General features: G+C 59.0%; 21 protein-coding genes. 6 read left to right on the plus strand and 15 right to left on the minus strand.

The annotated features are described in order from the left end of the window. Positions 1 to 28 precede the first annotated feature (28 nt). Positions 29 to 481 carry a very short patch repair endonuclease gene (locus tag NVV93_RS08580; protein WP_309137393.1) on the plus strand — a complete coding sequence of 151 codons (453 nt, stop codon included), beginning with the start codon at positions 29 to 31 and terminating at the stop codon, positions 479 to 481. A 641-nt stretch (positions 482 to 1,122) separates the two neighbouring features. Here the strand turns inward: NVV93_RS08580 and NVV93_RS08585 are convergent. From NVV93_RS08585 to NVV93_RS08600, 4 genes are all read right to left on the minus strand, one after another. Then, positions 1,123 to 1,659, minus strand: coding sequence for a hypothetical protein (locus tag NVV93_RS08585; protein ID WP_258254016.1), 537 nt, complete (start codon positions 1,657 to 1,659; stop codon positions 1,123 to 1,125). Positions 1,660 to 2,112: 453 nt separating this feature from the next. Further along, a complete protein-coding gene (locus NVV93_RS08590) occupies positions 2,113 to 2,760 on the minus strand; it encodes a hypothetical protein (protein ID WP_258254017.1) in 648 nt (215 codons plus the stop codon). 527 nt (positions 2,761 to 3,287) lie between these two features. Then, a complete protein-coding gene (locus NVV93_RS08595) occupies positions 3,288 to 3,626 on the minus strand; it encodes a hypothetical protein (RefSeq protein WP_258254018.1) in 339 nt (112 codons plus the stop codon). Positions 3,627 to 3,819: 193 nt separating this feature from the next. Next, a complete protein-coding gene (locus tag NVV93_RS08600) occupies positions 3,820 to 4,170 on the minus strand; it encodes a hypothetical protein (protein WP_258254019.1) in 351 nt (116 codons plus the stop codon). Positions 4,171 to 4,271: 101 nt separating this feature from the next. On the opposite strand from NVV93_RS08600, the gene NVV93_RS08605 reads away from it, so the two are divergent. Beyond that, positions 4,272 to 5,741, plus strand: coding sequence for an RES family NAD+ phosphorylase (locus tag NVV93_RS08605; RefSeq protein WP_258254020.1), 1,470 nt, complete (start codon positions 4,272 to 4,274; stop codon positions 5,739 to 5,741). A gap of 371 nt (positions 5,742 to 6,112) precedes the next feature. Here NVV93_RS08605 and NVV93_RS08610 read toward each other — a convergent pair whose 3' ends face one another. The 9 genes from NVV93_RS08610 to NVV93_RS08650 all read right to left on the minus strand — a co-directional run bounded on the left by NVV93_RS08610 (position 6,113) and on the right by NVV93_RS08650 (position 16,126). Further along, the gene (locus NVV93_RS08610) at positions 6,113 to 7,315 is read right to left on the minus strand and encodes a hypothetical protein (RefSeq protein ID WP_258254021.1); all 1,203 of its coding nucleotides are present in this window, start codon (positions 7,313 to 7,315) and stop codon (positions 6,113 to 6,115) included. Between the two features lie 2 nt (positions 7,316 to 7,317). Beyond that, positions 7,318 to 7,596 carry an AlpA family transcriptional regulator gene (locus NVV93_RS08615; RefSeq protein ID WP_258254022.1) on the minus strand — a complete coding sequence of 93 codons (279 nt, stop codon included), beginning with the start codon at positions 7,594 to 7,596 and terminating at the stop codon, positions 7,318 to 7,320. 72 nt (positions 7,597 to 7,668) lie between these two features. Beyond that, positions 7,669 to 8,331 carry a hypothetical protein gene (locus NVV93_RS08620; protein ID WP_258254023.1) on the minus strand — a complete coding sequence of 221 codons (663 nt, stop codon included), beginning with the start codon at positions 8,329 to 8,331 and terminating at the stop codon, positions 7,669 to 7,671. 58 nt (positions 8,332 to 8,389) lie between these two features. After that, complete coding sequence (locus NVV93_RS08625) at positions 8,390 to 9,763, minus strand: site-specific integrase (protein WP_258254024.1); 1,374 nt, start codon at positions 9,761 to 9,763, stop codon at positions 8,390 to 8,392. A 530-nt stretch (positions 9,764 to 10,293) separates the two neighbouring features. Then, positions 10,294 to 11,445 carry an acyl-CoA dehydrogenase family protein gene (locus NVV93_RS08630; protein ID WP_258254025.1) on the minus strand — a complete coding sequence of 384 codons (1,152 nt, stop codon included), beginning with the start codon at positions 11,443 to 11,445 and terminating at the stop codon, positions 10,294 to 10,296. 2 nt (positions 11,446 to 11,447) lie between these two features. Then, entirely contained in the window at positions 11,448 to 12,551 is a 1,104-nt protein-coding gene (locus tag NVV93_RS08635; RefSeq protein WP_258254026.1) for an enoyl-CoA hydratase/isomerase family protein, read from the minus strand. 3 nt (positions 12,552 to 12,554) lie between these two features. Beyond that, entirely contained in the window at positions 12,555 to 13,445 is an 891-nt protein-coding gene (mmsB, locus tag NVV93_RS08640; RefSeq protein WP_258254027.1) for a 3-hydroxyisobutyrate dehydrogenase, read from the minus strand. A 201-nt stretch (positions 13,446 to 13,646) separates the two neighbouring features. Next, positions 13,647 to 14,420: an enoyl-CoA hydratase gene (locus NVV93_RS08645; RefSeq protein WP_258254028.1), complete on the minus strand. Its 774-nt coding sequence runs from the start codon at positions 14,418 to 14,420 to the stop codon at positions 13,647 to 13,649. A 188-nt stretch (positions 14,421 to 14,608) separates the two neighbouring features. Further along, a complete protein-coding gene (locus NVV93_RS08650) occupies positions 14,609 to 16,126 on the minus strand; it encodes a CoA-acylating methylmalonate-semialdehyde dehydrogenase (RefSeq protein WP_258254029.1) in 1,518 nt (505 codons plus the stop codon). Between the two features lie 148 nt (positions 16,127 to 16,274). Between NVV93_RS08650 and NVV93_RS08655 the strand changes: the two genes are divergently transcribed. The 4 genes from NVV93_RS08655 to modC all read left to right on the plus strand — a co-directional run bounded on the left by NVV93_RS08655 (position 16,275) and on the right by modC (position 19,838). Continuing rightward, positions 16,275 to 17,180, plus strand: a complete 906-nt coding sequence (locus NVV93_RS08655; RefSeq protein ID WP_258254030.1) for a LysR family transcriptional regulator — start codon at positions 16,275 to 16,277, stop codon at positions 17,178 to 17,180. A 108-nt stretch (positions 17,181 to 17,288) separates the two neighbouring features. Continuing rightward, positions 17,289 to 18,038, plus strand: coding sequence for a molybdate ABC transporter substrate-binding protein (gene modA / locus NVV93_RS08660; RefSeq protein WP_258254031.1), 750 nt, complete (start codon positions 17,289 to 17,291; stop codon positions 18,036 to 18,038). Positions 18,039 to 18,048: 10 nt separating this feature from the next. After that, positions 18,049 to 18,729 (plus strand): molybdate ABC transporter permease subunit, encoded by a 681-nt coding sequence (gene modB / locus NVV93_RS08665; protein WP_258254032.1) that lies wholly within the window; start codon positions 18,049 to 18,051, stop codon positions 18,727 to 18,729. Next, positions 18,729 to 19,838, plus strand: coding sequence for a molybdenum ABC transporter ATP-binding protein (modC, locus tag NVV93_RS08670; protein ID WP_258254317.1), 1,110 nt, complete (start codon positions 18,729 to 18,731; stop codon positions 19,836 to 19,838). The genes modB and modC overlap by 1 nt, the downstream gene beginning before the upstream one ends. 86 nt (positions 19,839 to 19,924) lie before the next feature. On the opposite strand, the gene adeC is transcribed toward modC, so the two are convergent. Both adeC and NVV93_RS08680 read right to left on the minus strand, forming a co-directional pair. Beyond that, positions 19,925 to 21,373, minus strand: a complete 1,449-nt coding sequence (adeC, locus tag NVV93_RS08675) for an AdeC/AdeK/OprM family multidrug efflux complex outer membrane factor (RefSeq protein ID WP_258254033.1) — start codon at positions 21,371 to 21,373, stop codon at positions 19,925 to 19,927. After that, positions 21,370 to 24,507 (minus strand): efflux RND transporter permease subunit, encoded by a 3,138-nt coding sequence (locus NVV93_RS08680; RefSeq protein WP_258254034.1) that lies wholly within the window; start codon positions 24,505 to 24,507, stop codon positions 21,370 to 21,372. The genes adeC and NVV93_RS08680 overlap by 4 nt, the downstream gene beginning before the upstream one ends. Between the last annotated feature and the right edge of the window lie 6 nt (positions 24,508 to 24,513).

The following is a 24,513-nucleotide window of genomic DNA, read 5'->3' on the forward strand; positions in this document are numbered from 1 at the left end:
AGTCAGTAAGGAAGTCAGGTCTCGCATGATGGCGGGCATCCGGAGCAGCGACACGTCACCGGAAATGAAGGTTCGGCGCCTGCTGCATCGGCATGGTTTCAGATACCGCCTTCACCAGAAAAATCTTCCTGGAAGGCCAGATCTGGTGCTTCCCCGCTATCGGGTGTGCATTTTTGTTCACGGCTGCTTCTGGCACAGGCATTTTGGATGTCACTACGCCACCACCCCTAAGACCCGCCCAGCATTTTGGCAGACCAAATTTGACCAGAACGTAACCCGTGATGCCAGGATCAAAGCAGAGCTTCTCGCATCGGGTTGGCGAGTGTTTGAACTCTGGGAATGCGGCATACGCGGCCCCGAGTCCGGAATGGAGTGGCTCCTTGAAGCAATCTGCAATAGTAATCAAAAAAGCTTGTCCTGGCCCGACCTTCTACCAGAGGCGCGACAGCCGAGCTTTCCGCGCAGCTTGCCAGCGCCATAGAGGCGCTAATGGCAGATAGCCCGTTGCTGGGAGCATGCTTCTCCAGCAGAGGGCGACAACGCACGATTTTCATATTCCAAGATGCCAACGACAGCTTGGCGGTCTGGTGTGACGAGGTGAGATTTCATGGTGCTACCGCCATCCCTGGGTCGCTGAGCACCAAGTTTGCAGCAGATTGATACGCTGGTTTCCAGTGAACAAGAAGGGTATCCCTAGGTGTGTAGGGATAGAGCAGCTGATCAATGCCGGCGGATCTGCACATGGCACCACCATCTCCATCTCGTCCTCCTGTTCGGCATCGAAAAACGCATCCGGTCATGCGATCGGGAACAGGCATGGCAGGGTGCTATTGTGGCAGAACGGCCGGGACCATTCCGGCGTTTATCTAGTTCGGGGCGGGCCAATTATTTAACGCCATCACTCCTCTTTCCCACAAAACATGCCCTCGATTTCTTTCGAATACGCTGCATCTATATCATCTGGGCCGATAAGCGCCTTCCAACATCCCAATTCGTGAATTGCGTGCAGGGATGATCTGCGCAAAGGGCAGGCCGCTTTTGGTGAACATGATTTTTCTCTCGCGGCAGCCTGTTCGACTATCCCCTAGAGGAGTGCTTCGGCTTCTGTGATATCTGTTTTTTTCATTGGCGGAGGCTGGGCTCTTTGTTGAAAATTGACTTGATTTGGCTTTCTCGTTGGAAAAGTTCAAAAAAATAATCTCTGGCAACGTCTTCCCTTATTAGGGCATCACCCAGCCAGTAATTGTTCCAAATTAGAGCTTCGTGAAAGTCGTCCACAATGACTATCTTTAGATCTGAAAATAGTTTGAAATTTTCCAGCACTCTATAAGCGTCGACGAGAGCAGGAATTCTGACGTCTGATCCGTATTCATTTTTGCCAATCCATATGCTGGAGTAAGATATGTCTCTGTCTGAGTGGGCGTGAAACTTGAAGTAACGATAATTGGCGTTCGGGTTTTTTAGAGTACATATTTTCTGAAGTAGATCCGCTTCAGTGTCAAGAAGATCTTGTTTTTCTAGTTTTAGCAGATGATTTTCTAGCTCTTGAAAGTCTGGATATCCAAGTAGCGATGCTTTGGCGTCTAGTGTTGGTGCTGGCTCTAACTCTGGGGTTGTAAAATTTTGAATTGCTTTGAGTATTCGCTTGGCTTCGCTCATCTCACCATGCCCGTTATTGGTATGTGGTAATGGTGGCTTAGTTTTTTAGTGTGTCAACTGTGGGGGTTGAGTTTTTTTGATAACTAAGTCGTTAGTTAATTGATTTGATAAGTATTTAGTTAGTTATTTGATTGCTTGTATGATTGTATTTCTGTTGATTTTATTTGATTTCTGCGATCTTTTCTGCGAATAAGAGGGTTGTATTTTTTTGGCTGTATGGCAGGTGGACCCGCTTCTCGCACGTGTCGCCGGTCGGCGGATGTTTCAGTTTCAAATAGATAAATTGCCTATATTTTCCGATTTAAATGCCGTGCTGTGCTGCCCATGGCCAGCAATTTCTTGAGTGGTAGAGAGCACTTTCGCTACGGGGCTGCTTGTCGACGACGCTCCTAGCTCTGCAACTGTCACTTGCATCTGGCAGCGCATAAAAATGCTCCTTCTGTAACGTTGGCGCTATGAATGAATCATGCTAAAAGGGTCGCTTGGGAGGCTCGAAGTCATCTGTTCTAATCGCTGCAAAACGTCAGAGTCGCTCCGGTTGTAGCGATTGTGTTGTGGGCGTTTGCGGCGGTTCGGGTTAAGTGTTTCTGCATAATGGCGTATGTCCGCTAAATGTTCAGGGCAGTCCAATTTAATAATTAATGGCTGTAATTTAGCGATTCCGCTCTTTAATTGTGTGAGAGCCGGAAGCTGGCGCAGCCAGCTAATAACTTCGGCGTATAGCTGCTCACCTGTTGGGCTTGAATGGCCGGCGGCGGATATGGTCTCATTCTTGATGCTGTCAAATTCGGCATCCTGTGAATGACTCTCCGCTGCGCTTGTGTAAAGTTTCTGAGCGGCCACCGGAAGAGATCGCCAGCTAGGGAGAGTAAACACTCCGAGAGCTCTTTTGGCGAATAGTTGATCTTCAAGGCTGTTTCTGCGTAGTCGTAAAGTTTCTTCTTCCTGTTTTTTGCTCATTGCTTGTTCTGAGCGATGTTTTATTGTTTCCTCCAAGCCTTGGTTGCGGTGGTATAGGTCAATCAAAACCCTAGCTTTTGCGGAGGCTGACCGCCATCTGCTTGGTCGTCCGTAACTCATGCGCTCAGTTGAAACACTCATCGGTTTTCTTATTTCCATAGTTTAATATTTATCTGTGTGATGAATGATTAGTAGCTTTAAGAAAGCTCCAATCTCGGTATTGATGGATTTGCTAATGCTCTTGCCTCTTTAAGTTCCTATTACTTAGCTTAGCGGAAGTCTATGCTGCTAGAGGGGAATCCGGTCATGGATTCGACTTGAGAGAATCCGCAGGAAGAGTCTGGAATAACTAACTGCTGACTGAGCAGATGGGGCGAAGGGAAGGGTTGTCATTGCCAGATTCCTTAGCGCGTTGGGCGCATATTGAGGTGTTGGCACATTCAACCCTTACGAAAGCTGGGTGTCAGTCCAATTGGATTTCTTTAGTTTCCAATTGGATTTTGCTACCGGGACGAGGAGCTTGAAGATGACGCCTGTATGCAGAGATACCGTGCTGGATGCCCAGCGGAAGCGCGATATCGAGGCGCCTAAGCGAGCTAGGTTAATTTTTCCATTTGTTGCGATGGTGCGAGGCGCAAGACGACCTTCGAAAGTATTGGCAGTGCTGTCTAGACACTTTGCATCTTTACGTTTTTATCCATTTCCGCAATTCGCGTGTCGGATACTTCAATGAAGCTCAATGTGTCATCCAGCGCAGCATTTGCACGGGCGGTCGACTGACTCAATTGTGTGAGCAAGTGGTCCAGCTGTGCTCGCTTCTCGCGATATCCACTTAGTGTCCTTTCTCCGCTGAGAATTTCACGTAGATCCTCGTTCAGGAGTTCTTCTGCTGCAGCAAGCGGAACGGCGGGGAGGGACCTTTCCTCGGCCTCGTCGAGGGCGATCGCCCGACGAAGGAGCTCATCCACAGAGAGGTGGTGATTTCTGGCTTTTTGAGTGATCGTCACACGATCTGCGGGGGGGGGAGGGATTGAGTCAGAAACTTGAGCGTCACGAACCAGTCTCCCCAACAATAGCGGCCCTGATGAGTGTAGAACAGAGATGACTGGGGCGCAGCTTGCTCGCGCTATACAAGCTTGGAGGTCGTGGTTTAAGTGCTACGTGACAACGTGTTTGTCACCGAGCCAAGTCTCGTTTTTCTCATTTACGGGCCCAGTCTGCGCTCCGCCACTGGGCCCCCAGCCAGTGCTTGCCATCTTTATCCATACTCCAAGGATTGGAGAACTCTCGCGGATGGTGTGCTTCTGAGTTTGGGGCTGTGGCTAGGCGCTGGTTTTCGGCGCGGCGGAGCGCGCGGTGCCAGAGGGCTTTGTCCTCGGCCTCGCTGGTCGCTGTGGTATAGCCGACAATAGGGTTTTTTCTTCTGCTCCTACTCATTACTCCGCTCTCAGGGGGGGCGTTATCGCTGTTCAGCGCGCAGCCGATCAGTTTATCGGGGGGGTAGCTCGGTCGAAAAGTGATTTTTTGCGAGATGTTGCGCAGTTCAAGCATGGAAGATCAGTTTCTGGTGGGCTTTGCATTCCAGTTCCACCTGGCCGGGCTCGCGCATGGGAGAATCCGCTCCTACTTCAAAACGGTGGAAAACAAGCGTTATGCATCGCGACGATATTGCCCGGCTCAATGCAAAGCGCATCTGCCATGAGTGCATTGGTGAGGAATACCTGTCCAATGAAGTGTCCGTCACTGGAGAAGCTGCAAAATGTAGTTACTGCGACCAGACAATGGTCGCATGGTCACTCGGGCAGCTGGCGAAGCGAGTTGAGATAGCCTTCGACCACCATTTCACTCGAACGTCGGTCGAGCCGGACTACTTGCAGCGGCACATGATGGCCGATCGAGAGTCTAGCTATGAATGGTTTCGCGAAGGGGATACTACCGTCGAAGCCTTTGAAGGGGCTGCGGAAGTCGCCTCAGAGGTGGCGAAGGATGTGCAGGTAATCCTTGAAGACAAGCATGCTTGTTACGATCCGTCAGAATGGGATGGCGAGACCGAATTTTCAGCCGAGTGCCACTACGAAGAGAAGGGAGCCACCGACGAAGCGTGGCAAGAAGACTGGCGCAATTTCGAGCAATGCATCCAGAAAGAGGCTCGATTCTTCAGCCGAAGTGCCGCCGTCCACCTGGCCGAGGTGTTTGGCCACATCGACTCGCTCAAAACGAGTAATAATCAGCCGCTGGTAGTTGACGCCGGACCGTATTTTGACCTGAATTGTCTCTATCGTGCTCGTGTCTTCCAGTCAGAGGATCCGCTCCTGAAGGCCCTCTGCCGGCCAGACCAGGAACTCGGCCCTCCGCCAGCGCGCCTCGCCACCGCCGGCCGAATGAATGCCCAAGGCATTTCGGTTTTCTATGGTGCGACAAGCATGCAGTCTGCAATCGCAGAAGTTCGTCCTCCCGTGGGAAGTCGAGTGGTTGTCGCCAGGTTCAACATCCAGCGGCCACTGCGCCTCCTCGACCTCACTGCGCTGGAATATGCGCATGACACCGGTAGCATCTTTGATCTCACCCTAAAAGACCGACTCGAGCGGGTCGCGTTTCTGCGATCGGTTGGAAAACGGATGACCCGTGCAGTCATGCCAGACGATCAAGCCCTGGACTATCTTGCTACTCAGGCGATTGCCGACTTCCTGGCAACAGAAAACGAGCCGGCGCTCGATGGAATAATTTTTCAGTCAGCACAGGCAAAAGAGGGGCGTAATGTCGTGCTGTTCCACAAGGCTTCTAAAGTTGAGGCCATGTCGATCCCCCAAAATACCGAGATATCTGCGAGCGCTGGACACCATAGTGATGAGGGGTATGAGGTCGATTACTCGGTCTGGGAGACGGTAACAAAGGCGATCAAGGATGATGCTCTTGGGCACAGGCAGCATCTGGATCCGGATAATCTGTTGTGGTTTGATCCCGCCGACGTTCGAAGCCTTGAGCCTCGCGAAGCTACCCTTAGCGTCGATCTAGGCTCGGTGGAAGTCCATTCCGTGGATTGGGTCCAAGTTCATTGCACTGCCTTCTCGGTTTCTCGCCATCGATATGAACAGTCAACAAGCAAGGTCAATGACTTTTAGAGGTTGACCGCGCTGGTGGCGCCGTGGCGGAACGTCAATCTGTTTGGACTGCTGCTGTGTAAGGATATTATTGCCGCCCCCGCAGGCTTTTAAAATCCAATGGTTTCCTCACCGGATCCTTACACGAAAACCTCACTGTATTTGTGAACATCAACGGAACAAAAATTGACTTCTTCACTTCGTGGCTGTGTAAGGAGTCATCCGGTAGCTGGTAGCCACGTTAAATCGAATAGGGTCCAGCTATCCCGGTATTCCTAAGACTTCGACGATCGACACTCCGGGGCTGACAACTCGTTTGCTTGTAATGCCCCGGATGTTCAGTTCGTGTATGCCCGCTTACTGCACTCTGTTCTTAGTCGGGCACCTGTAGTTCAAGATTCGGGGTCTGGATGGTTCCCAAACAGGGTTTCGTCATCATCCTCAGTGATTGCCCACTCGCCGAAGCCCGGGTGCGTCCTGTAACGCTCAGCAAGGGCTATATGGCGTTCTGCAGTAGTGTGGGTGTGGTCTGGGCTGATCGTTGATTCTGCGTGCTGTGCAGGCGCTGTAGAGCTGCTTGTAACTTCACAAGACGCCGGCCGGAGCTGTTGGACAAGCTCTCTGCGAAACCACTCTGGCTCGCTTGCAGCAAGCTGCTTGTATTGAGCCCCTTGTTGGCGTCGCCGAAGTCTCCTTTCTTTCCTCTGCGCGGAATGCTGTGCGATTAGCTGGAGTAGCTCTGGGCACGCCTCTGCCTTGATCAGAGGTCCAAGCAGTCCACTGAGATCAGCCTTCAGCTGGTTCGATGTTGGAAGGCTTCGTAGCCAGCGCATGACCTCTAGGTATAGATGCTCTCCGGCTCGGCTGGCTGCTTTGCTGGAGAAGACTGCACGGCTACCAAGATGATTTTCACGAGGAAGCGTTTTGCAGCAGTAGCCACCCCAGCCCCCGGGTTTGGTGATCGGTCTTATGTCCACGGCTTGGTTATTGAAAATCTCCACGTAGTCCGATGCGAACGCTTTTACCAACGCGGAATGAAGCTTTGGTCGGTGGTGGGCTGGACATTGGAACACCGCGTGGAAGTGGAGCTCAGGATTACAACTTTGCCGGTCCATTGCCTCTTCGAGAACCAGAGCAAAGCTAGTGGCCAGGTCAGCCGACCGCAATGTGTCCCGGAGCTTTCTACCTATGTAAACAGACACTCCTCTGGAGGCGACCAGCGCACTTGCTGCAGTTTCTGAGCCGACGTTGCAGGTCACAGCAATGGAGTCCCGATTTGAGCCGACCGCAGCAATCTTGAAGATCTGTTTCAGCTGCTCCGGGAGTGCTCGCCATCTTGGAAGGTTTAGGGCTGCGATGTGTTTGTGTGCTGTGATCTGGTTGTGGAGGCTTTCTATCTGTAGTTGTTGTAGCTCCTCCTCACTGTCTTTTCCTGAGAGTGAATGAGTTAAGTAGTTATCTATAACTACGCTGAGCTGCTGATGACGCAGGTATAGGTCGATCAGGGCCCCGATGTTTGCTGGCGTTGCACGGTATTTACGGTTTCTTCTTGCGAGCCGCTGGCCGTGTGATGTGTGCATGGTAGGGATAGGCATGGTCATTTCTGGAGCGACGAGGTAGTGGGGCTGTGGATTGCATTATTGGCCGCTCGTGTTGGCGCAAGCCGTTCCATCTGCCACTGCTCGATAGCAACGGAGTCCCAAGCGACCGCCCGAAGCCCGAGCTTTAGAGCTTGCGGAAATGCACCCGTTTTCATGAGGTTGTAGATGTGGGATCGCTTGAAGCCGGTGACCAGCTCGACCTCAGGGAGCCGCAGGAAGCGGCGCGAGTAACTAACTGCTGAGTGATGTGTGGGAAGGTTGGAAAGGGTTGTCATGGACAGGAACCTTAGCGCTCGATGGCGCATGAATGATGTCCTGGCGAATTCAACCCTCTGATCGGCGGGAGGTCAGTCCAACTGGATTTCGGATTTATCCAGTCGGATTTTTGAGGATCCTGGTGGCGGTGTTTTTGCCGATTTCCTTACCTTGTTCGCTGTGCCAAACAAGGCTCGCAGCGTTGTCTCTCCCAACCCATGCACATGGCCGAACCGGGTGTTCAAATCCTTGATGATTCGGTCTTGGTTGTATGCCGGTCTGGCCTGGTCCTTCAGCATCTCCACTAGGGCGGAGATAATGACCAGGTGATTCATGTGCATGTCGCTCGATCCAGCTACCGATCCGCCTTTCAACTGATCGAGCTCGGCTCGCTTGAACAGGACTCGAAGTTCCTGTCTGTCTGTGGTCATTGTCCATGCAACGTCACGGAGGCGAGAGTCTTCGGGGTCGGGAGAAGGCAGAACATCTCCTTGCAGCAGCAGCGAGATCGACCTTTTTCCATGAACAAGGTCGTCTGGGTTGAGCACGGCATAGTGGCCGCTGCCGTAAACAACATGTTCTGGATCATCTGCCATCACGCCTTTGTCGCCTTTGAGGCGGACGTAGGCGAGGAAGCGCCCTTCGACGCAAAGACTCATCATGTCTTCCCGGGTTAGGTCCTTGTTGGCCACCTGGAGCCATTTAAGGGCTTGCGTGGGAGATAGCCATTCGAGGTTAGTTAGATTGATTGCCATGTAGTGATCCGGATGGGGTTGTTTTACTGAGTTCGGGGTAGCAGCAGGTGCGGTGTTGTCATGCGTGCTTGAGCGTGACGACATTACTGTTTTCTTCCTGCGTGATTCTTTCAAGGTAGGCACCGAGCCGTTGCCAGGCATCTGCCATCTCTGCCGCATAGCTGTGCCGTTGATAGATGCGCTTCACCTTGTTTTCTTCCGTGTGATTCAGGCATCGCTCGGCGACTTCAGGTAACACGCCCATCACTGTCATGAGCGTGGCTCCGGTGCGCCGCAGGTCGTGCGGAGTCCATTTGCCGGCAGGTAAGAGGAGGGCATGGGCCATTGCGCTGCGGTTGCTCATGATTCTTTGGCCGGGCTTTCGCTGCCTGTCTCCAATCTGCTTAGTGACGGTCTTCGAGCACACCGACGCGGTTCCATCTGTGTTCGGATAGCACCAAGGCGATGTGCCTGTGACTTCACGCAGAAGTTGGAATTGGCCCAAGGTAAAGTCAGAGAGCGCTATCACATGAGCCTTCTTGTTCTTGCTGTTCTCAGGTGGGATCCGCCAGGTCCGCTTGTCCAGGTCTATGTGCTCCCACCGTGAAGCCAGAAGCTCTCCGATCCGGCAGCATGTCGAAAGGGCAATCCAGATGGCGGCTTGTGAGGTGGCCAGAAGGCCAGCAGCCGGAACTTGCTTTGCTAAGGCTCGAATTTCGTCTTCGCTGAGGACACGATCTCGCTCGACATCCTTGCCGCCGATTTTGGCTTTACGGATGCTCGCGGTTGGATCGTTTTCGATCAGATCGCGATCGACTGCGAAGCGAAACATCTGACGTATCAGCGAGAAGATGAGCTTCGCCATGCGATTGACTCCGCGGGCGAGCAATTTATCGGTCACTTCGGTGATGTGACCTTTGCGCACGTCTTCGACGGCCAGGTGACCAATCAAGGGCAACACGTCTTTACGGAACATGCGTCGCACTTCGGCACCACCGTCCTTTCGGTTAATCAGGTCAACACGGGTCCAGTGGTCGAAAAGGTCGTTAACCGTTTTGCGGGCCGCTTGGCGGGCCAAGTCTGCTTCGAACGCTGCCTTTTCTGATTCGAGCCTTGCGATTTCGGCTGCTCTTGCAGCCTTGCGGGCAGCTTCTTCGGCCTCTATATGCTCACGTAGGTCAGTAACTCCGCTCAGATAAAGCTCTGTCAGCTCCCGGGCGCGCAGGCGGGCAGATTTGAGCGTCAGTCCAGAGGTTCCATCGCGATCATATGACCCGATCGGGAGACGTATCCTCGCGCCGGTCGAGTCGGTATATCGGTAGTAGAAGAGACGCTCGCCATTGGGCCGGATGCGGGCCATGAAACGGCCGTGGCCTTTTGGGGCGGATTCGTTGAGCCAGATGTCCCGGGGGCCGGGTTTGATGCTCATCTGTCTGTCGGTGATGTCTGCCATTTTTCCGCCCGTATCAATACAATTTCCGGTGACCGTTTGGTGACCGTTTGTGCGTGGATTTGGGCGTAGGCTACGAGATGACAGTGGAAGCTAAAATAAGGCATTACTGAAGTAGAAACAATAAGTTGCGATGTTCTTATGGTTCTCCGTGGATTGCCTTGGAAGAGCTTTTACCATTATGGGGTGCAAGGGGTAGAGTGTTCGAATCACTCCGTCCCGACCATTTACCTCAATGACTTAGGCCAGTTCGGAAACGACTGGCCTTTTTCATGTCTGCGATTTGGTGGTTCTGGTGACCGTTTGGGGTTCGTTCCATTTCCCGCTACATGGACGACGACCAACAAGAGAAATATCAGCAATGCTTTTGTCTGCGGGAATGACCGTGGGAGCGCGGGGGGGTTATTTTTCGGCAGGAAGTAGTCGTGAGCTGTAACGGAGCCAGTCGAGACGGACTCCCGAACGTTGCGGGAAATAAAAAGCCCGCTCAGCATGAGCTGCGCGGGCTTGAAGGCTTACGCCAAACGTGGCGTTTACAGACTGTAGTTGACCAGCTCGCGGGCGATCAGCAGGCGCTGGATTTCGCTGGAGCCTTCGTAGATCTGGGTGATGCGCGCGTCGCGGTAGTATTTTTCCACTGGATAATCTTCCAAATAGCCGTAGCCGCCGTGGATCTGGATCGCTTTCGAGCACACCTTCTCGGCCATCTCCGAGGCGAACAATTTGGCCTGCGAGGCTTCGGAAAGGCAGGGCAGGCCGGCGCTTTTCAGGCGCGCCGCGTGTAGTACCAGCAGGCGCGTGGCGTTCAGGCTGGTGTGCATGTCGGCGAGCAGGTTCGACACGCTCTGGTGCTCGATGATCGGCTTGCCGAATTGGGTGCGCTCGCGGGCATAACCCAGCGCCGCTTCAAAGGCCGCGCGGGCGATGCCGAGGGCTTGGGCGGCGATGCCAATGCGTCCGCCTTCGAGGTTCGACAGGGCGATGGCCAGACCCTTGCCACGCTCGCCGAGCAGGTTATCGGCGGGAATTGTGCAATCGTTCAGGGTCACTGCGCAGGTGTCGGAGGCCTTGATACCCATCTTGTGTTCGCGGCGCTCGACGACGAAACCGGGGTTGTCGGTCGGTACCAGAAAGGCTGAAAGGCCTTTCTTGCCCAGCTCCGGATCGGTAACGGCGAAGACGATGGCCAGCTTGGCGCGCTGGCCGTTGGTGACGAACTGCTTGGCGCCGTTGAGCACCCACTGGCCGTCGCGCAGTTCGGCACGGGTGCGCAGGTTGTGCGCTTCGGAGCCGGCGTGGGGTTCGGTCAGGCAGAAGCAGCCGATGGCCTGGCCAGCGGCCAAGGCCGGTAACCAGGCCTGTTTCTGCGCCTGGCTGCCATAGCGCAGGACCGGCCCGCAGCCGACCGAGTTGTGCACACTCATCAGGGTGCCCACGGCGCCATCGGCCGCGGAGATTTCTTCCACTGCCAGCGCATAGGCGACGTAATCGACGTACGAGCCGCCCCATTCTTCCGGGACGACCATGCCCAGCAGGCCCAAGTCGCCCATTTGCGCGATCAGCGCGTCGTCGATCCAGCCGGCTTTTTCCCACGCCTGGGTCTTGGGGGCGATTTCGCTGCGGGCGAAGTCGCGGGCCATGTCGCGGATCATGCGTTGTTCTTCGCTCAGTTCGAGGTCGTGCATGGTTATCTCTCTTGTTCCAGGGCGGTACGCCGGGCTTTGCCAGCGGTGGGTTTGAAACCGCAGAAGAAGGCGTCGACCTGCGCACGGTCGACTTGCTCCAGAGTGGGCGGATTCCAGCGTGGTGTCTTGTCCTTATCGACGATCAGCGCGCGCACGCCTTCCATGATGTCGCCCTTGGCGAACCATTGGCGGTCCAGATGTAATTCCAGATCGAAACAATCGGCAAGCGATAGCTGGCGGCCGCGGCGCAGCATCTCCAGAGTCACGCTCATCGCCAGCGGCGAGCGGCTGTCGAGGAGCTTGACGGTTTTCTCGGCCCAGTCGCGGTATTCCGGACGGTTTTCCGCCACCAGCGCAGCGCGGATCGCCGGCAGATCGGCATGGGCGAAATGTTCGTCGATGGCCCGGCGCAGGGCTTTTAGTTCGGCGCCGGGCAATTGGCTGCTGGCCAGCGTGGAGAGCAGGGTGCGTAGGGATTCCTGCGGGTGAGTGGTCCAGCTCAGGTGATCGAGGCAGCGATCGAACTCGGCGAACAATTCGCTGGGCAGGCACCAGTCCGCCAGCCGTGTATACAGCGCATCGGCTGCGCGGATCTGCATGCCGGTGATACCCAGGTAAGTCCCTAGCTGACCCGACAGACGCGAGAGGAAGTAACTGCCGCCGACATCGGGGAAATAACCGATGCCGGTTTCCGGCATGCCCATCTTCACTCGCTCGCTGACCACACGCAGACTGGCGCCTTGGACCAGGCCCATGCCACCGCCGAGGACGAAGCCGTCCATCAAGGCGAGGAGCGGTTTGCGATAGGCGTGGATGTATTGATCGAGCGCGTATTCCTCCTCGAAAAACTGCGTGTGCAAGGTGTCGCCGGCCCGATAGCTATCGTACAGCGCGCGGATATCGCCGCCGGCGCAGAAGGCTTTCTCGCCGCTGGCGCGCAGCACCACGGCGAGCACCTGCGGGTCCTCTTCCCAGTCGTGCAATTGCTGGGAGAGGGCGCGGATCATCGGCAGGGTCAGGGCGTTGAGTCCGCTGGGCCGGTTCAGCGTCAGGTGGCCGATGCGGTTGCGCACCTCAGCCAGAATGACGGCATCGCTATCGCTCATTGTTCAGCTCTCTTTGCGGTACAGGTTGATGATCGCTGAGAAGTCCAACGCGCCGTGGCCTTGTTGGCTGAAGCCCTGATACAGTTGCTGCGCCAAGGCGCCGAGCATCACCGGTTGGCGGGCCTGCTTGGCCGATTCGGTGGCCAGGCCGAGATCTTTGAGCATCAGGTCGGTGCCGAAGCCGCCGCTGTAACTGCGAGCTGCGGGCACGTTGTCCATCACGCCGGGGAACGGGTTGTAGGTGTCGGCACTCCAGCAGCGGCCACTGGACGTGTTGATCACCCCGGCCAGCACGCTGGCGTCCATGCCCAGCGCCACGCCAAGGGCCATGGCCTCGGCGACGCCGATCATCGAGATACCCAGCAGCATGTTGTTGGCGACTTTGGCCACTTGGCCGTTGCCGGCGCCGCCGCAGTGCACGATGTTCTTGCCCATCGCGGCGAGAACCGGTTGGGCGTGTTCGAAGTCGGCCAGATCGCCGCCAACCATAAAGGTCAGCGTGCCGGCTGCAGCGCCGCCCGTGCCACCGGACACCGGCGCATCGAGCATCGGGTTGCCCTGGGCGATGGCGGCCTTGGCCACTTCGCGGGCGCTGAGCGGATCGATGGTTGACGAGTCGATCAGCAGCACGCCTTCGCGCACGTTGGCGAGCAGGCCGTCATCGCCGAGGTAGACGCTCTTCACATGAGCGGCGGCCGGCAGCATGGTGATGATCAGTTTCACGTCGCTCTGCGCCAGTGCCGCGGGGGAAGTGGCGGCGGTGGCGCCGGCTTCGACCAGCCCGGAGACGGCTGTGGCGAACAGATCGAAAACGGTCAGCGCGTGGCCGGCCTTGAGGAGATTGCGGGCCATAGGGGCGCCCATGTTGCCGAGACCGATAAAGCCGATATGCATGGTGACGTCCTTATTGTGGAACGGCGGTAAAGCTCCCCTCGCCCCGCAGGGGAGGGGACAAAACCCTCAGTGCGTAGCCCGGATGCAATCCGGGGATAACCGGCAACTCCGCCCCCGGATTGCATCCGGGCTACGGCAGCCTCGTAGGGTGGATGGCCACCCCGCGGAAGAACCGCGCAGCGTTTTCCACCCTCACCACGTTTAACGATGCTTGAACTGCGCCGGGCGTTTCTCGACGAAGGCGGCCATGCCTTCCTTCTGGTCGCTGGTGGCGAACACCGCATGGAAGATCCGTCGCTCGAACCGCAGACCTTCGCTGAGGCTGCCCTCGAAGGCGCGGTTGACGCTTTCCTTGACCATCATCACCGCAGGCAGCGATTTCGCGGCGATGCCGGCGGCGACCTTGAGGGTTTCTTCGAGCAGGCTGTCGGCCGGGATCACACGGGCGACCAAGCCGGCGCGTTCGGCGTCCTCGGCAGTCAGCTGGCGGCCAGTCAGGCACAATTCCATGGCCTTGGATTTGCCCAGTGCGTGAGTCAGGCGCTGGGTGCCACCGATCGCCGGCAGCACGCCAAGGGTGATTTCCGGCAGGCCAAAACGGGCGTTGTCGGCGGCATAGATGAAGTCGCACATCAGCGCCAGTTCGCAGCCACCGCCCAGCGCGTAACCGGCCACGGCGGCGATGATCGGCTTACGGCGGTTGGCGATGCGGTCGGCGGCGGCGAAGAAGTCGTCCAGGTAGATCTGCGGAAAGGTCAGCTCGGCCATTTCCTTGATGTCGGCACCGGCGGCGAAGGCTTTCTGCGAGCCAGTCAGGACAATGCAGCCAATGCTCGGGTCGGTTTCCAGACGATCCAGCGCCTGGTTGAGTTCGGCGATCAGCTGGCCGTTCAGGGCGTTGAGCGCCTTGGGCCGGTTTAGGGTGATCAGGCCGACGCGCTCGCGGATGTCCAGCAGAAGGGTTTCAAATTCCATGGTGCAAACTCCAGAAAAAGCCAGGTACAAGTCAGGTGTTGCATGGTCTGGCGTAGGGTGGGTTAGCCAAAGGCGTAACCCACCGACCGGCCGTCAGGCTGGCAATCGCGATGCCTTGCGACATGGATGGTGGGTTACGCCGCTATGCGGCTAACCCACCCTACGAAGCTGTGCGTCGGCCTGGCGGATCATTTCAGGGTGATGGTGGTGTTCACCGCGCCACCGACTTCGTTTTCGTCGAACCAGCGCTGGGTGACGGTTTTGGTCTGGGTGTAGAACTGCACGACCTGTTTGCCGTACGGGCCGAGGTCGCCGAGTTTCGAGCCGCGCGAGCCGGTGAAGGAGAACATTGGTACCGGTACCGGGATTGGCACGTTGATGCCGACCTGGCCGACGTCGATTTCTTCCTGGAAGTGCCGCGCGGCGGCACCGGAGCGGGTGAAGATCGCGGTGCCGTTGCCATTCGGGTTGGCGTTGATCAGCTCGATGGCTTCATCCATGGTCTCCGCGTGCATCACGCACAGCACCGGGCCGAAGATTTCTTCCTTGTAGATGCTCATCTCGGAAGTGACGCCGGCGAAAATGGTCGGGCCAACGAAGTTACCGCGCTCGTAGCCGGCGACACTTGGGTTGCGTCCATCCAGCGCCAGGCTCGCGCCTTCGTCGACGCCACGTTCGATCAGGCTGCTGACCCGGTCGAGCGCCGCGCAGGAAACCAGCGGGCCGACATCGGTGCCCGGCTCCACGCCGGCACTGATTTTCAAGGTTTTGGCTTTCTCGGCCAGCTCCGGCAGCCAGCTCTGCGCTTCGCCGACCAGCACCACCACCGACAGCGCCATGCAGCGCTGGCCAGCGGCACCGAAGGCGGCGCCGGCGAGATTGTTGAGGGTCTGCTCTTTGTGGGCGTCGGGCATGACGATCGCGTGGTTCTTCGCGCCCATCATGCACTGCACGCGCTTACCGGCCTGGCTGGCGCGGTGGTAGACGTGGGTGCCGACCTTGGTCGAGCCGACGAAGGACACGGCCTTGATGTCCGGGTGATCGCAGATCAGGTTGACCGCGTCGGCACCGCCGTGGATGACGTTGAGCACGCCGGCCGGCAGACCGGCTTCCAGCGCCAATTCGGCGAGGCGCATGGTCACCATCGGATCCTGCTCGGACGGCTTGAGGACGAAGGTGTTGCCGGTGGCGATGGCCATCGGGAACATCCACAGCGGGATCATCGCCGGGAAGTTGAACGGGGTGATGCCGGCGCACACGCCCAGTGGTTGCATCAAGGTGTAGGTGTCGACGCCGCCAGCAACGTTGTTGGCCAGCTCGCCGAGCTGCAGGTTGCCGATCCCGGCGGCGTGCTCGACCACTTCCAGGCCGCGAAACACATCGCCTTCAGCGTCGGCCAGGGTCTTGCCCTGTTCGGCGGTGAGGATCGCCGCGAGCTCTTTCATGTGGTCGCGGATCAGCTGCTGATACTTGAGGAAGATGCGCGCCCGCGTGCCAATCGCCGTCTTGCGCCAGGTTTTGAACGCTTGCTTGGCACTGGCCACGGCGGCGTGCATTTCGTCGTCGGTGGCGAACGGCACGCGGGCCAGGACTTCCTGGGTGGCCGGGTTGACCACGTCGCGCCAGTGGCTGGTCTTCGATTCGACCAGTTGTCCGTCGATCAGCAGTTTGACGGTGGGGACGCTTGGTGCAGAAGGCGTGTTCATGTGTCCGGTCTCCGACAGGCAGTGGGGGGATAAGCCCGAGGGCATGCCTTCGAGCGCGCTTATCTTTATCCTAGCAGTGCGTTTTTGTGGGTATCAATTCGAGTAAATGCATTGTTAGTCTGCATTTTTGCAGATCGATAGGTGGCGAATGGACTGGGACAACCTGCGGTATTTCCTCGAGCTTTCCCGCACGCGCAAGCTGACAGCCGCCGCGCGCCGCCTGGCAGTCGACCACACCACCGTAGCCCGCCGTGTGCAGGCGCTGGAGAAGAGCCTCGGCGTGCAGCTGTTCAGCCGCGAGGCCTCGGGTTACAGCCTGACGGAGGCGGGGAGTACGCTGCTGCCGCAAGCCGAGGCGATGGAAAGTGCCTTTTCAGCTATCGAGCAGGCGCGTGAAGACCAGAAGGAAAACCTTTCCGGGCACGTGCGGATCGGTGTGACCGAGGGTTACGGTTCGGTGATGCTGGCGCCGCAGTTGGCCGAGTTCACCCAGCGCCATCCGAATCTGGGCATCGACCTGTTGGCCGTGCCGCGAATGGTGCATTTGTCGCGTCGCGAGGCGGACATCGTGATCACCCTTGAGCGACCGGAGCGCGGCCCGTTCATCATCACCCGGCTGACCAACTACGTGCTGCGGCTGTACGCCTCCGTCGACTACCTGGAGCGGCATGCGCCGATTCGCAGCCGCGACGATCTGCGCGAGCACGGTTTCGTCAGCTATATCGATGACCTGCTGTACAGCAAGGAACTCCTCAACCTCGACGAAATCGGCAAGCCGCGACGGGTCGCGCTGCGCAGCACCAGCATTCTTGCGCAGCAACAGGCGACCGCTGCCGGCGCGGGGATTGCCATCCTGCCGGCGTTTTCGGCCGATCCAGATCCGCGGCTGGTCTGCGTGCTGGGCGATGAGGTGGAGTTCACCCGGACGTTCTGGATGCTCATGCCGATCGAGCTAAAAGACATCGCGCGGATGAAGGCGACCTGGAACTTCCTCCGCGAAATGGCCGGCAATAGTCAGGCGGTGTTGATGGGTGAGCGGGTCGCGACGGAGTAGATGCGTGATTAGGCTTGGTGGGGTGGCGCGCTTCGCTATATAGTTTTTGATATAGCGATATGCTGGTTTGATTCCGAGCCGTCAAAACCCACTAAAAAGGAGTTTTTCATGCGTCGTCATTTCCTGGCGTTGGTTGCCGCCATTGGTTGTTTTGCCCAAGTGGCAACCGCCGATGAGGTTCAGGTCGCGGTCGCGGCAAATTTCACCGCGCCGATTCAGGCGATGGCCAGTGACTTCGAAAAACACTCCGGGCACAAGCTGGTGACGGCGTTCGGCGCGACGGGGCAGTTCTACGCACAGATCAAGAATGGCGCGCCGTTCGAGGTATTTCTGGCCGCCGACGACAGCACCCCGGCAAAGCTCGAACAGGAAGGCGAAACCGTCGCCAGTTCGCGCTTTACCTATGCGATCGGCACGCTGGCCCTATGGTCGGCCAAAGCCGGATATGTGGATGGCAAAGGCGAGGTGTTGAAGCAAAACACTTTCCAACATCTGGCCATCGCCAACCCCAAAACCGCGCCCTACGGGCTGGCTGCCACCGAGGTGCTGGCCAAGCTGGGCCTGACGCAAGCACTGGCCGGCAAGCTGGTGGAAGGGCAGAACATCACGCAGGCGCACCAGTTCGTCTCCAGCGGCAATGCCGAGTTGGGTTTCGTTGCCTTGTCGCAGGTCTATAAGGATGGCCAGATCACCAATGGTTCCGCCTGGATCGTGCCGGCCACGCTGCATCAGCCGATCCGTCAGGACGCGGTACTGCTCAACAAGGGCAAGGACAATCCGGCGGCCAAGGCATTCCTGGAGTACCTGCGCGGGCCGAATGCCGCTAAGGTGATCCGCTCCTACGGCTATGAGCTTTGAGAGCTGATCGATGGGTCTGAGCGCTGCTGATTTCGCCGCAATCTGGCTGACTATCCAGCTGGCCACGCTGACCACGGTGTTACTGCTGGTGCTGGGTACGCCCATCGCCTGGTGGCTGGCGCGCACCTCGTCACGCTGGAAAGGCCCGGTGGGCGCGCTGGTGGCACTGCCGCTGGTGCTGCCACCGACGGTGATCGGCTTCTATCTGCTGGTCAGCATGGGCCCGCACGGCCCGATCGGACAGCTTACGCAAAGTTTGGGACTCGGCACCTTGCCATTCACCTTCGCCGGCCTGGTGATCGGTTCGATGATCTATTCGCTGCCCTTTGTCGTGCAGCCACTGCATAACGCTTTCGCCACCATTGGCGCGCGTCCGCTGGAAGTCGCGGCGACCTTGCGAGCCGGGCCGTGGGACAGCTTTTTCTCGGTGGTCTTGCCGCTCGCCAAGCCGGGCATCATCACCGCCAGCGTGCTCGGTTTTGCCCACACGGTGGGTGAGTTCGGGGTGGTGCTGATGATCGGCGGCAACATTCCCGATAAAACCCGCGTGGTCTCGGTGCAGATCTACGATCACGTCGAGGCCATGGAATACGCCCAGGCACACTGGCTGGCGGCAGGCATGCTGGTGTTTTCGTTCCTGGTGCTGCTGGCGCTGTATTCCGGCAAACGCATGAGGCCGGGATGGAATTGATGAATGACGTGAGCGCGAAGCATGGCGACGAGCAGATCGAGGCGCGTTTTCGTCTGAGCCATGGGGATTTCACTCTGGATGTCGATCTGAGCTTGCCGGGACGCGGTGTCACGGCGCTGTTCGGCCCCTCGGGCTCGGGGAAAACCAGTGTGTTGCGTTGCCTGGCCGGGCTTGAGCGCGCACCAGGCTATCTGCGCATCAATGGGCAGGTCTGGCAGGACAGCGAGCGGCGCCTGTTCACGCCGCCGCATCGTCGCGCGCTGGGTTACGTGTTTCAGGAGTCCAGTCTGTTTCCCCATCTCTCGGTGCGCGGCAATTTGAATTACGGCTACACCCGCATCGCCGCTGCGCAGCGCCGCGTGCATCTCGATCAGGCGGTGGAATTGCTCGGGATTGCTCATCTGCTCGAGCGCCTGCCCGAGCGCTTGTCGGGTGGTGAGCGGCAGCGGGTCGGCATCGCCCGGGCCTTGCTCACCAGCCCGCGACTGCTGCTGATGGACGAGCCTTTGGCGGCGCTCGATCACAAGTTGAAGGGCGAGATCCTTCCCTATCTGGAGCGTCTGCACGACGAACTGGATATCCCGATTCTGTACGTCACCCATTCGCCGGACGAGGTGGCGCGCCTGGCCGACCACCTGGTGCTACTCGAACAGGGCGCGGTGCTGGCCAGCGGTCCGCTCGGGGAAACTCTGGCGCGTCTGGATCTGCCCACTGCGCTTGGCGACGATGCCGGGGTGGTCATCGAGGGTCAGGTCAGTGCCTACGACTCGGCGTATGACTTGCTCAGCGTGCATCTGCCGGGGAGTCAGCAGACTTTGCGTGTAGCCCATCCGGCGATGCCGCTCGGGCGCCGGCTGCGTTGTAAGGTGCAGGCGCGGGATGTCAGCCTCAGCCTGCAGTGCCAGCAACACAGCAGCATTCTCAATCTGCTGCCGGCGGTGGTCATGGAGGAAATACCCGCCGCCAGTGGCGCGCATGTGCTGGTGCGGCTGGACGTGGACGGCACGCCACTGTTGGCGCGGATTACCCGCTATTCGCGCGACCAGCTTGGTCTGCAAGTTGGGCAACGGTTATGGGCGCAGGTGAAGTCGGTCGCGTTGCTGGCTTAAGTCCTTCATCTCTCCCGGCAGGAGAGATGAAAAACCCGTTGCCCGGATGTAATCCGGGAGCGATCCCATCGATCAAAACCGCGCGATCAAGATGCAGGCGCGGTCGCCGGCGCTTCTCCCACGCGTTGCTCATCCCAACCGCCACCCAGCGCCTTGTACAGATTGACCTCGCGGGCCAGCTGCGCCAGGCGATCGATGATCAGCGATTGCTCGGAGCTGAACAGCAGGCGCTGGGCGTCGAGGAAGGTCAGGTTGCTGTCGATGCCAGTGCGGTAGCGCTTCTCGGCCAGGCGATAGTAATTCTGGCTGGCCTCGACCAGATCGCGCTGCGCCTGCAGTTGCTGCCGGTAGGTGGCGCGTGCGGTGAGGCCATCGGCGACTTCCTGGAAGGCGGTCTGGATGGTTTTCTCGTACTGCGCCACCTGGATGCTCTTCACCACCTCGGTGTAGTCGAGGTTGGCGCGCAGGGCGCCGGCATTGAAAATCGGCAGGCTGATCTGCGGGCGGAACAGCCAGGTTCCCGACCCCGCATCGAACATGCCGGACAGGTCCGGACTCAGCGTTCCGGCATCGGCGGTCAGGCTGATGCTGGGGAAGAACGCCGCCCGCGCCGCGCCGATGTTGGCGTTGGCTGACTTCAGCTGATGCTCGGCTGCGAGGATGTCCGGGCGGCGCTGCAACAACTCCGAAGGTAAGCCAGCCGGCAGATCGCCGAGTAGCTTGGCGTTCAGATCGAGTGGCTGGCCCAGGTCATCCGGTAGCGCATGGCCGAGCAGCAGGATCAGGCCGTTACGGTCTTGGGCGACCAGGCGCTGGTACTGGCTCAGCCGCACCCGCGCGGTTTCCACCGAAGTGCGTGCCTGACTGACGTTCAGCGCCGAGGCCACGCCGACTTCATTGCTGCGTTGGGTGAGGGCGAGGGTACGTTCGTAAGTGGCCAGGGTTTCCTGGGTGAGCTGCAACAGGTCCAGATCGGCTTGCCAGCTCAGATAAGCGTTGGCCACGCTGGCGATCAGGCTGATCTGCGTGCCCCGCTGTGCTTCTGCGCTGGCGAAATATTGCTCCAGCGCCGCATCCCGCAGGCTACGCAGGCGGCCGAACATGTCCAACTCCCAGGCGCTGACGCCGATGGTCGCCGAGTATTGGCTGGTGATGGTCGAATCACCGGTCTGCGACAGGCTGGCCGGCACGCGCTGACGGCTTGCGCCACCGTCCACCGAAACCGCTGGATACAGCTCGGCACGCTGAATGCGGTACTGCGCCTGGAAGGCCTCGACGTTCAGCGCCGCGGTGCGCAGGTCGCGGTTGTTGGTGAGGGCGATTTCGATCAGCTGCTGCAGCGCCGGGTCATGGAAAAACTCCCGCCAGCCTTGCAGCGCGTCCGCATTGCCGGCGATTTCCGCGGCCGAGGGATAGGCCTCGCCCTGTGGCCAGGCAGTGGCGATTGGCGCCTCTGGGCGCTCATAGTCCGGGATCAGCGAGCAGCCACCGAGGATGATCGAGGCGACGGCGAGGGACAGTAACGACTTGCTCATTCGACCACCTCCTGTTCGCTGGTGACGGGTCTGGGTTTGCGCTTGAACATCGACGTGACCATGACGAAGAACAGCGGCACACCGAAGATCGCCAGCACCGTCGCGGTGATCATGCCGCCGATCACGCCGGTACCGATGGCGTGCTGGCTGCCCGCGCCGGCACCATTGGAAATGGCCAGTGGCAGTACGCCGAGGACGAACGCCAGCGAGGTCATGATGATTGGCCGCAGACGCATGCGGCAGGCTTCGATGGCCGCCTCGGGGAGGCTCTTGCCCTGTTCGTAGAGTTCCTTGGCGAACTCGACGATGAGGATCGCGTTCTTCGCCGCGAGGCCGACCGTGGTCAGCAGGCCGACCTGGAAGAACACGTCGTTGGACAGGCCGCGACCGTAGGTGGCGAGCAGTGCGCCGATCACCCCGAGTGGCACTACCAGCATCACCGAGAAGGGGATCGACCAGCTCTCGTAGAGTGCCGCCAGGCAGAGGAATACCACCAGCAGCGAGATGGCGTACAGCGCTGGGGCTTGGGCGCCGGACAGCCGCTCCTCATAGGACAGGCCGCTCCACGAGTAGCCGATTCCTGGCGGCAGTTGGGCAATGATCTCCTCGATCGCCTGCATCGCTTCGCCGGAACTGCGCCCGGCTGCCGGTTTGCCCTGGATCTGCAGCGCCGGCACGCCATTGAAGCGCGACAGCTTGGGCGAACCGTAGATCCATTTGCCGCTGGCGAAGGCGGCGAACGGCACCATCGTGCCCTTGTCGTTGCGCACGTACCACTTCTCCAGGTCTTCCGGTCCCATCCGCGCGGCGGCTTCGCCCTGCAGATAGACCTTCTTGACCCGGCCCTGGTCGATGAAGTCGTTGGCATAGCTGGCGCCCCAGGCGATCGACAGGGTGCTGTTGATCTCGGCCAGCGACAGGCCGAGGGCGCGGGCGCGCTCGTCGTCGATCTGCAACTGGTACTGCGGCTCGTCGTCCAGGCCGTTGGCGCGTACGTCGGAGAGCACCGGATTCTTCCGGGCCAGCTGGATGAGCTGATCGCGGGCGGCCATCAGCGCGTCGTGACCGCTCCCGGAGCGGTCCTGCAGGTAGAAGTCGAAACCGGTGGCGTTGCCTAGTTCCATCACTGCTGGCGGGGCGAAGGAGGACACCCGGGCATCGATCAGATTGTTGAAGTATTTTTTGGCGCGGTCGGCCACGGAGAACACGTCCTGGCCGGCGCTAGTGCGTTCTTCCCAGGGCCTGAGCATGATGAAGGCCATGCCCGAGCTCTGGCCGCGGCCGGCGAAGCTGAAGCCGTTGACGGTGAACACCGAGTTGACGTTGTTTTTCTCGTCTTCCAGCAAATACTGGCGCATATCGTCGAGCACGTCCTGGGTGCGGATCGAGCTGGAGCCGGCCGGCGTCTGCACTTGGGCGAACAGCACCCCCTGGTCCTCTTCCGGGAGGAACGAGGTGGGGATGCGGGCGAACAGCCAGACCATGCCGACCAGAATCACCACGTAGGCCAGCAGGTACGGCGCCTTGCGCTTGAGCATGCCGGCGACGCCGCGTTCATAACTTTGCACGCTGCGCTCGAAGCTACGGTTGAACCAGCCGAAGAAGCCGCCGTGATGGTGATGCTCACCCTTGTGGATCGGCTTGAGCATGGTGGCGCACAAGGCAGGGGTGAAGATCAGTGCGACTAGTACCGAGAGGCCCATGGCCGAGACGATGGTGATCGAGAACTGCCGGTAGATCACCCCGGTGGAGCCGCCGAAGAACGCCATGGGCAGCAGGACCGCCGACAGCACCAGGGCGATACCGACCAGCGCGCCCTGGATCTGGCCCATCGACTTGCGTGTCGCCTCGCGGGGTGACAGGCCTTCCTCGGTCATCACCCGTTCGACGTTTTCCACGACCACGATGGCGTCGTCGACCAATAGGCCGATGGCCAGGACCATGCCGAACATGGTCAGGGTATTGATGGTGAAGCCTGCGGCCGCCAGCACGCCGAAGGTGCCGAGCAAGACCACTGGCACCGCCAGGGTCGGGATCAGTGTGGCGCGGAAGTTCTGCAGGAACAGGTACATCACCAGGAATACCAGGATGATGGCTTCGCCGAGGGTCTTGACCACTTCGTAGATCGACGCCGATACCACCGGAGTGGTGTCGTAGGGCAGCACCACCTCCATGCCGGCAGGGAAGAACGGCTTGAGCTCGTCGAGGGTAGTGCGGATCGCCTTGGCGGTGTCCAGCGCATTGGCACCGGTGGCCAGCTTGATCGCCAGACCTGAAGCCGGCATGCCGTTGTACTGGGCGCTGATGGCATAGTTCTCGCCACCCAGCTCGACCTTGGCGACATCGCTGAGGCGTACCTGCGAGCCGTCGGTATTGACCTTGAGGAGGATCTGGCGGAATTGTTCGGGCGTCTGCAGGCGGGTCTTGCCGATGATGGTGGCGTTCAGTTGCTGTCCCGGCTCGGCCGGCAGGCCGCCGAACTGGCCGGAGGAGATTTGCACGTTCTGCGCCTGGATGGCGGTGCGCACGTCGATCGGCGTCAGCTTGAAGTTGTTGAGCTTGGCCGGGTCGAGCCAGATGCGCATGGCGTACTGCGCGCCGAATACCTGGAAGTCGCCGACGCCCTTGGTCCGCGAGATCGGGTCCTGGATGTTGGCGACGATGTAGTTGGCCAGATCGTTCTTGCCCATGCTGCCATCTTTGGACACCACGCCGATAACCATCAGGAAGTTCTTCACCGCCTTGGTTACGCGGATGCCCTGCTGCTGGACCTCTTGCGGCAACAGTGGGGTGGCCAGCTGCAGCTTGTTCTGCACCTGTACCTGGGCGGTATCGGGGCTGGTGCCCTGCTCGAAGGTGGCGGTGATGGTCATGCTGCCGTCGGAGTTGCTGTCCGAGGTGATGTAACGCAGGTTGTCGATGCCGTTGAGCTGCTGTTCGATCACCTGCGCCACGGTGTCCTGCACGGTCTGTGCGGAAGCGCCCGGGTAGTTGACCTGAATGGCGATCGCCGGTGGGGCGATGCTCGGGTACTGCTGAATTGGCAGATTGAGGATCGACAGGGTGCCGGCGAGCATGATCACCAGGGCGATCACCCAAGCGAAGATCGGCCGGTCGATAAAGAATTTCGACATGGTACG

It is taken from the genome of Pseudomonas sp. LS44, assembly GCF_024730785.1.
Classification (GTDB): Bacteria; Pseudomonadota; Gammaproteobacteria; order Pseudomonadales; family Pseudomonadaceae; genus Aquipseudomonas.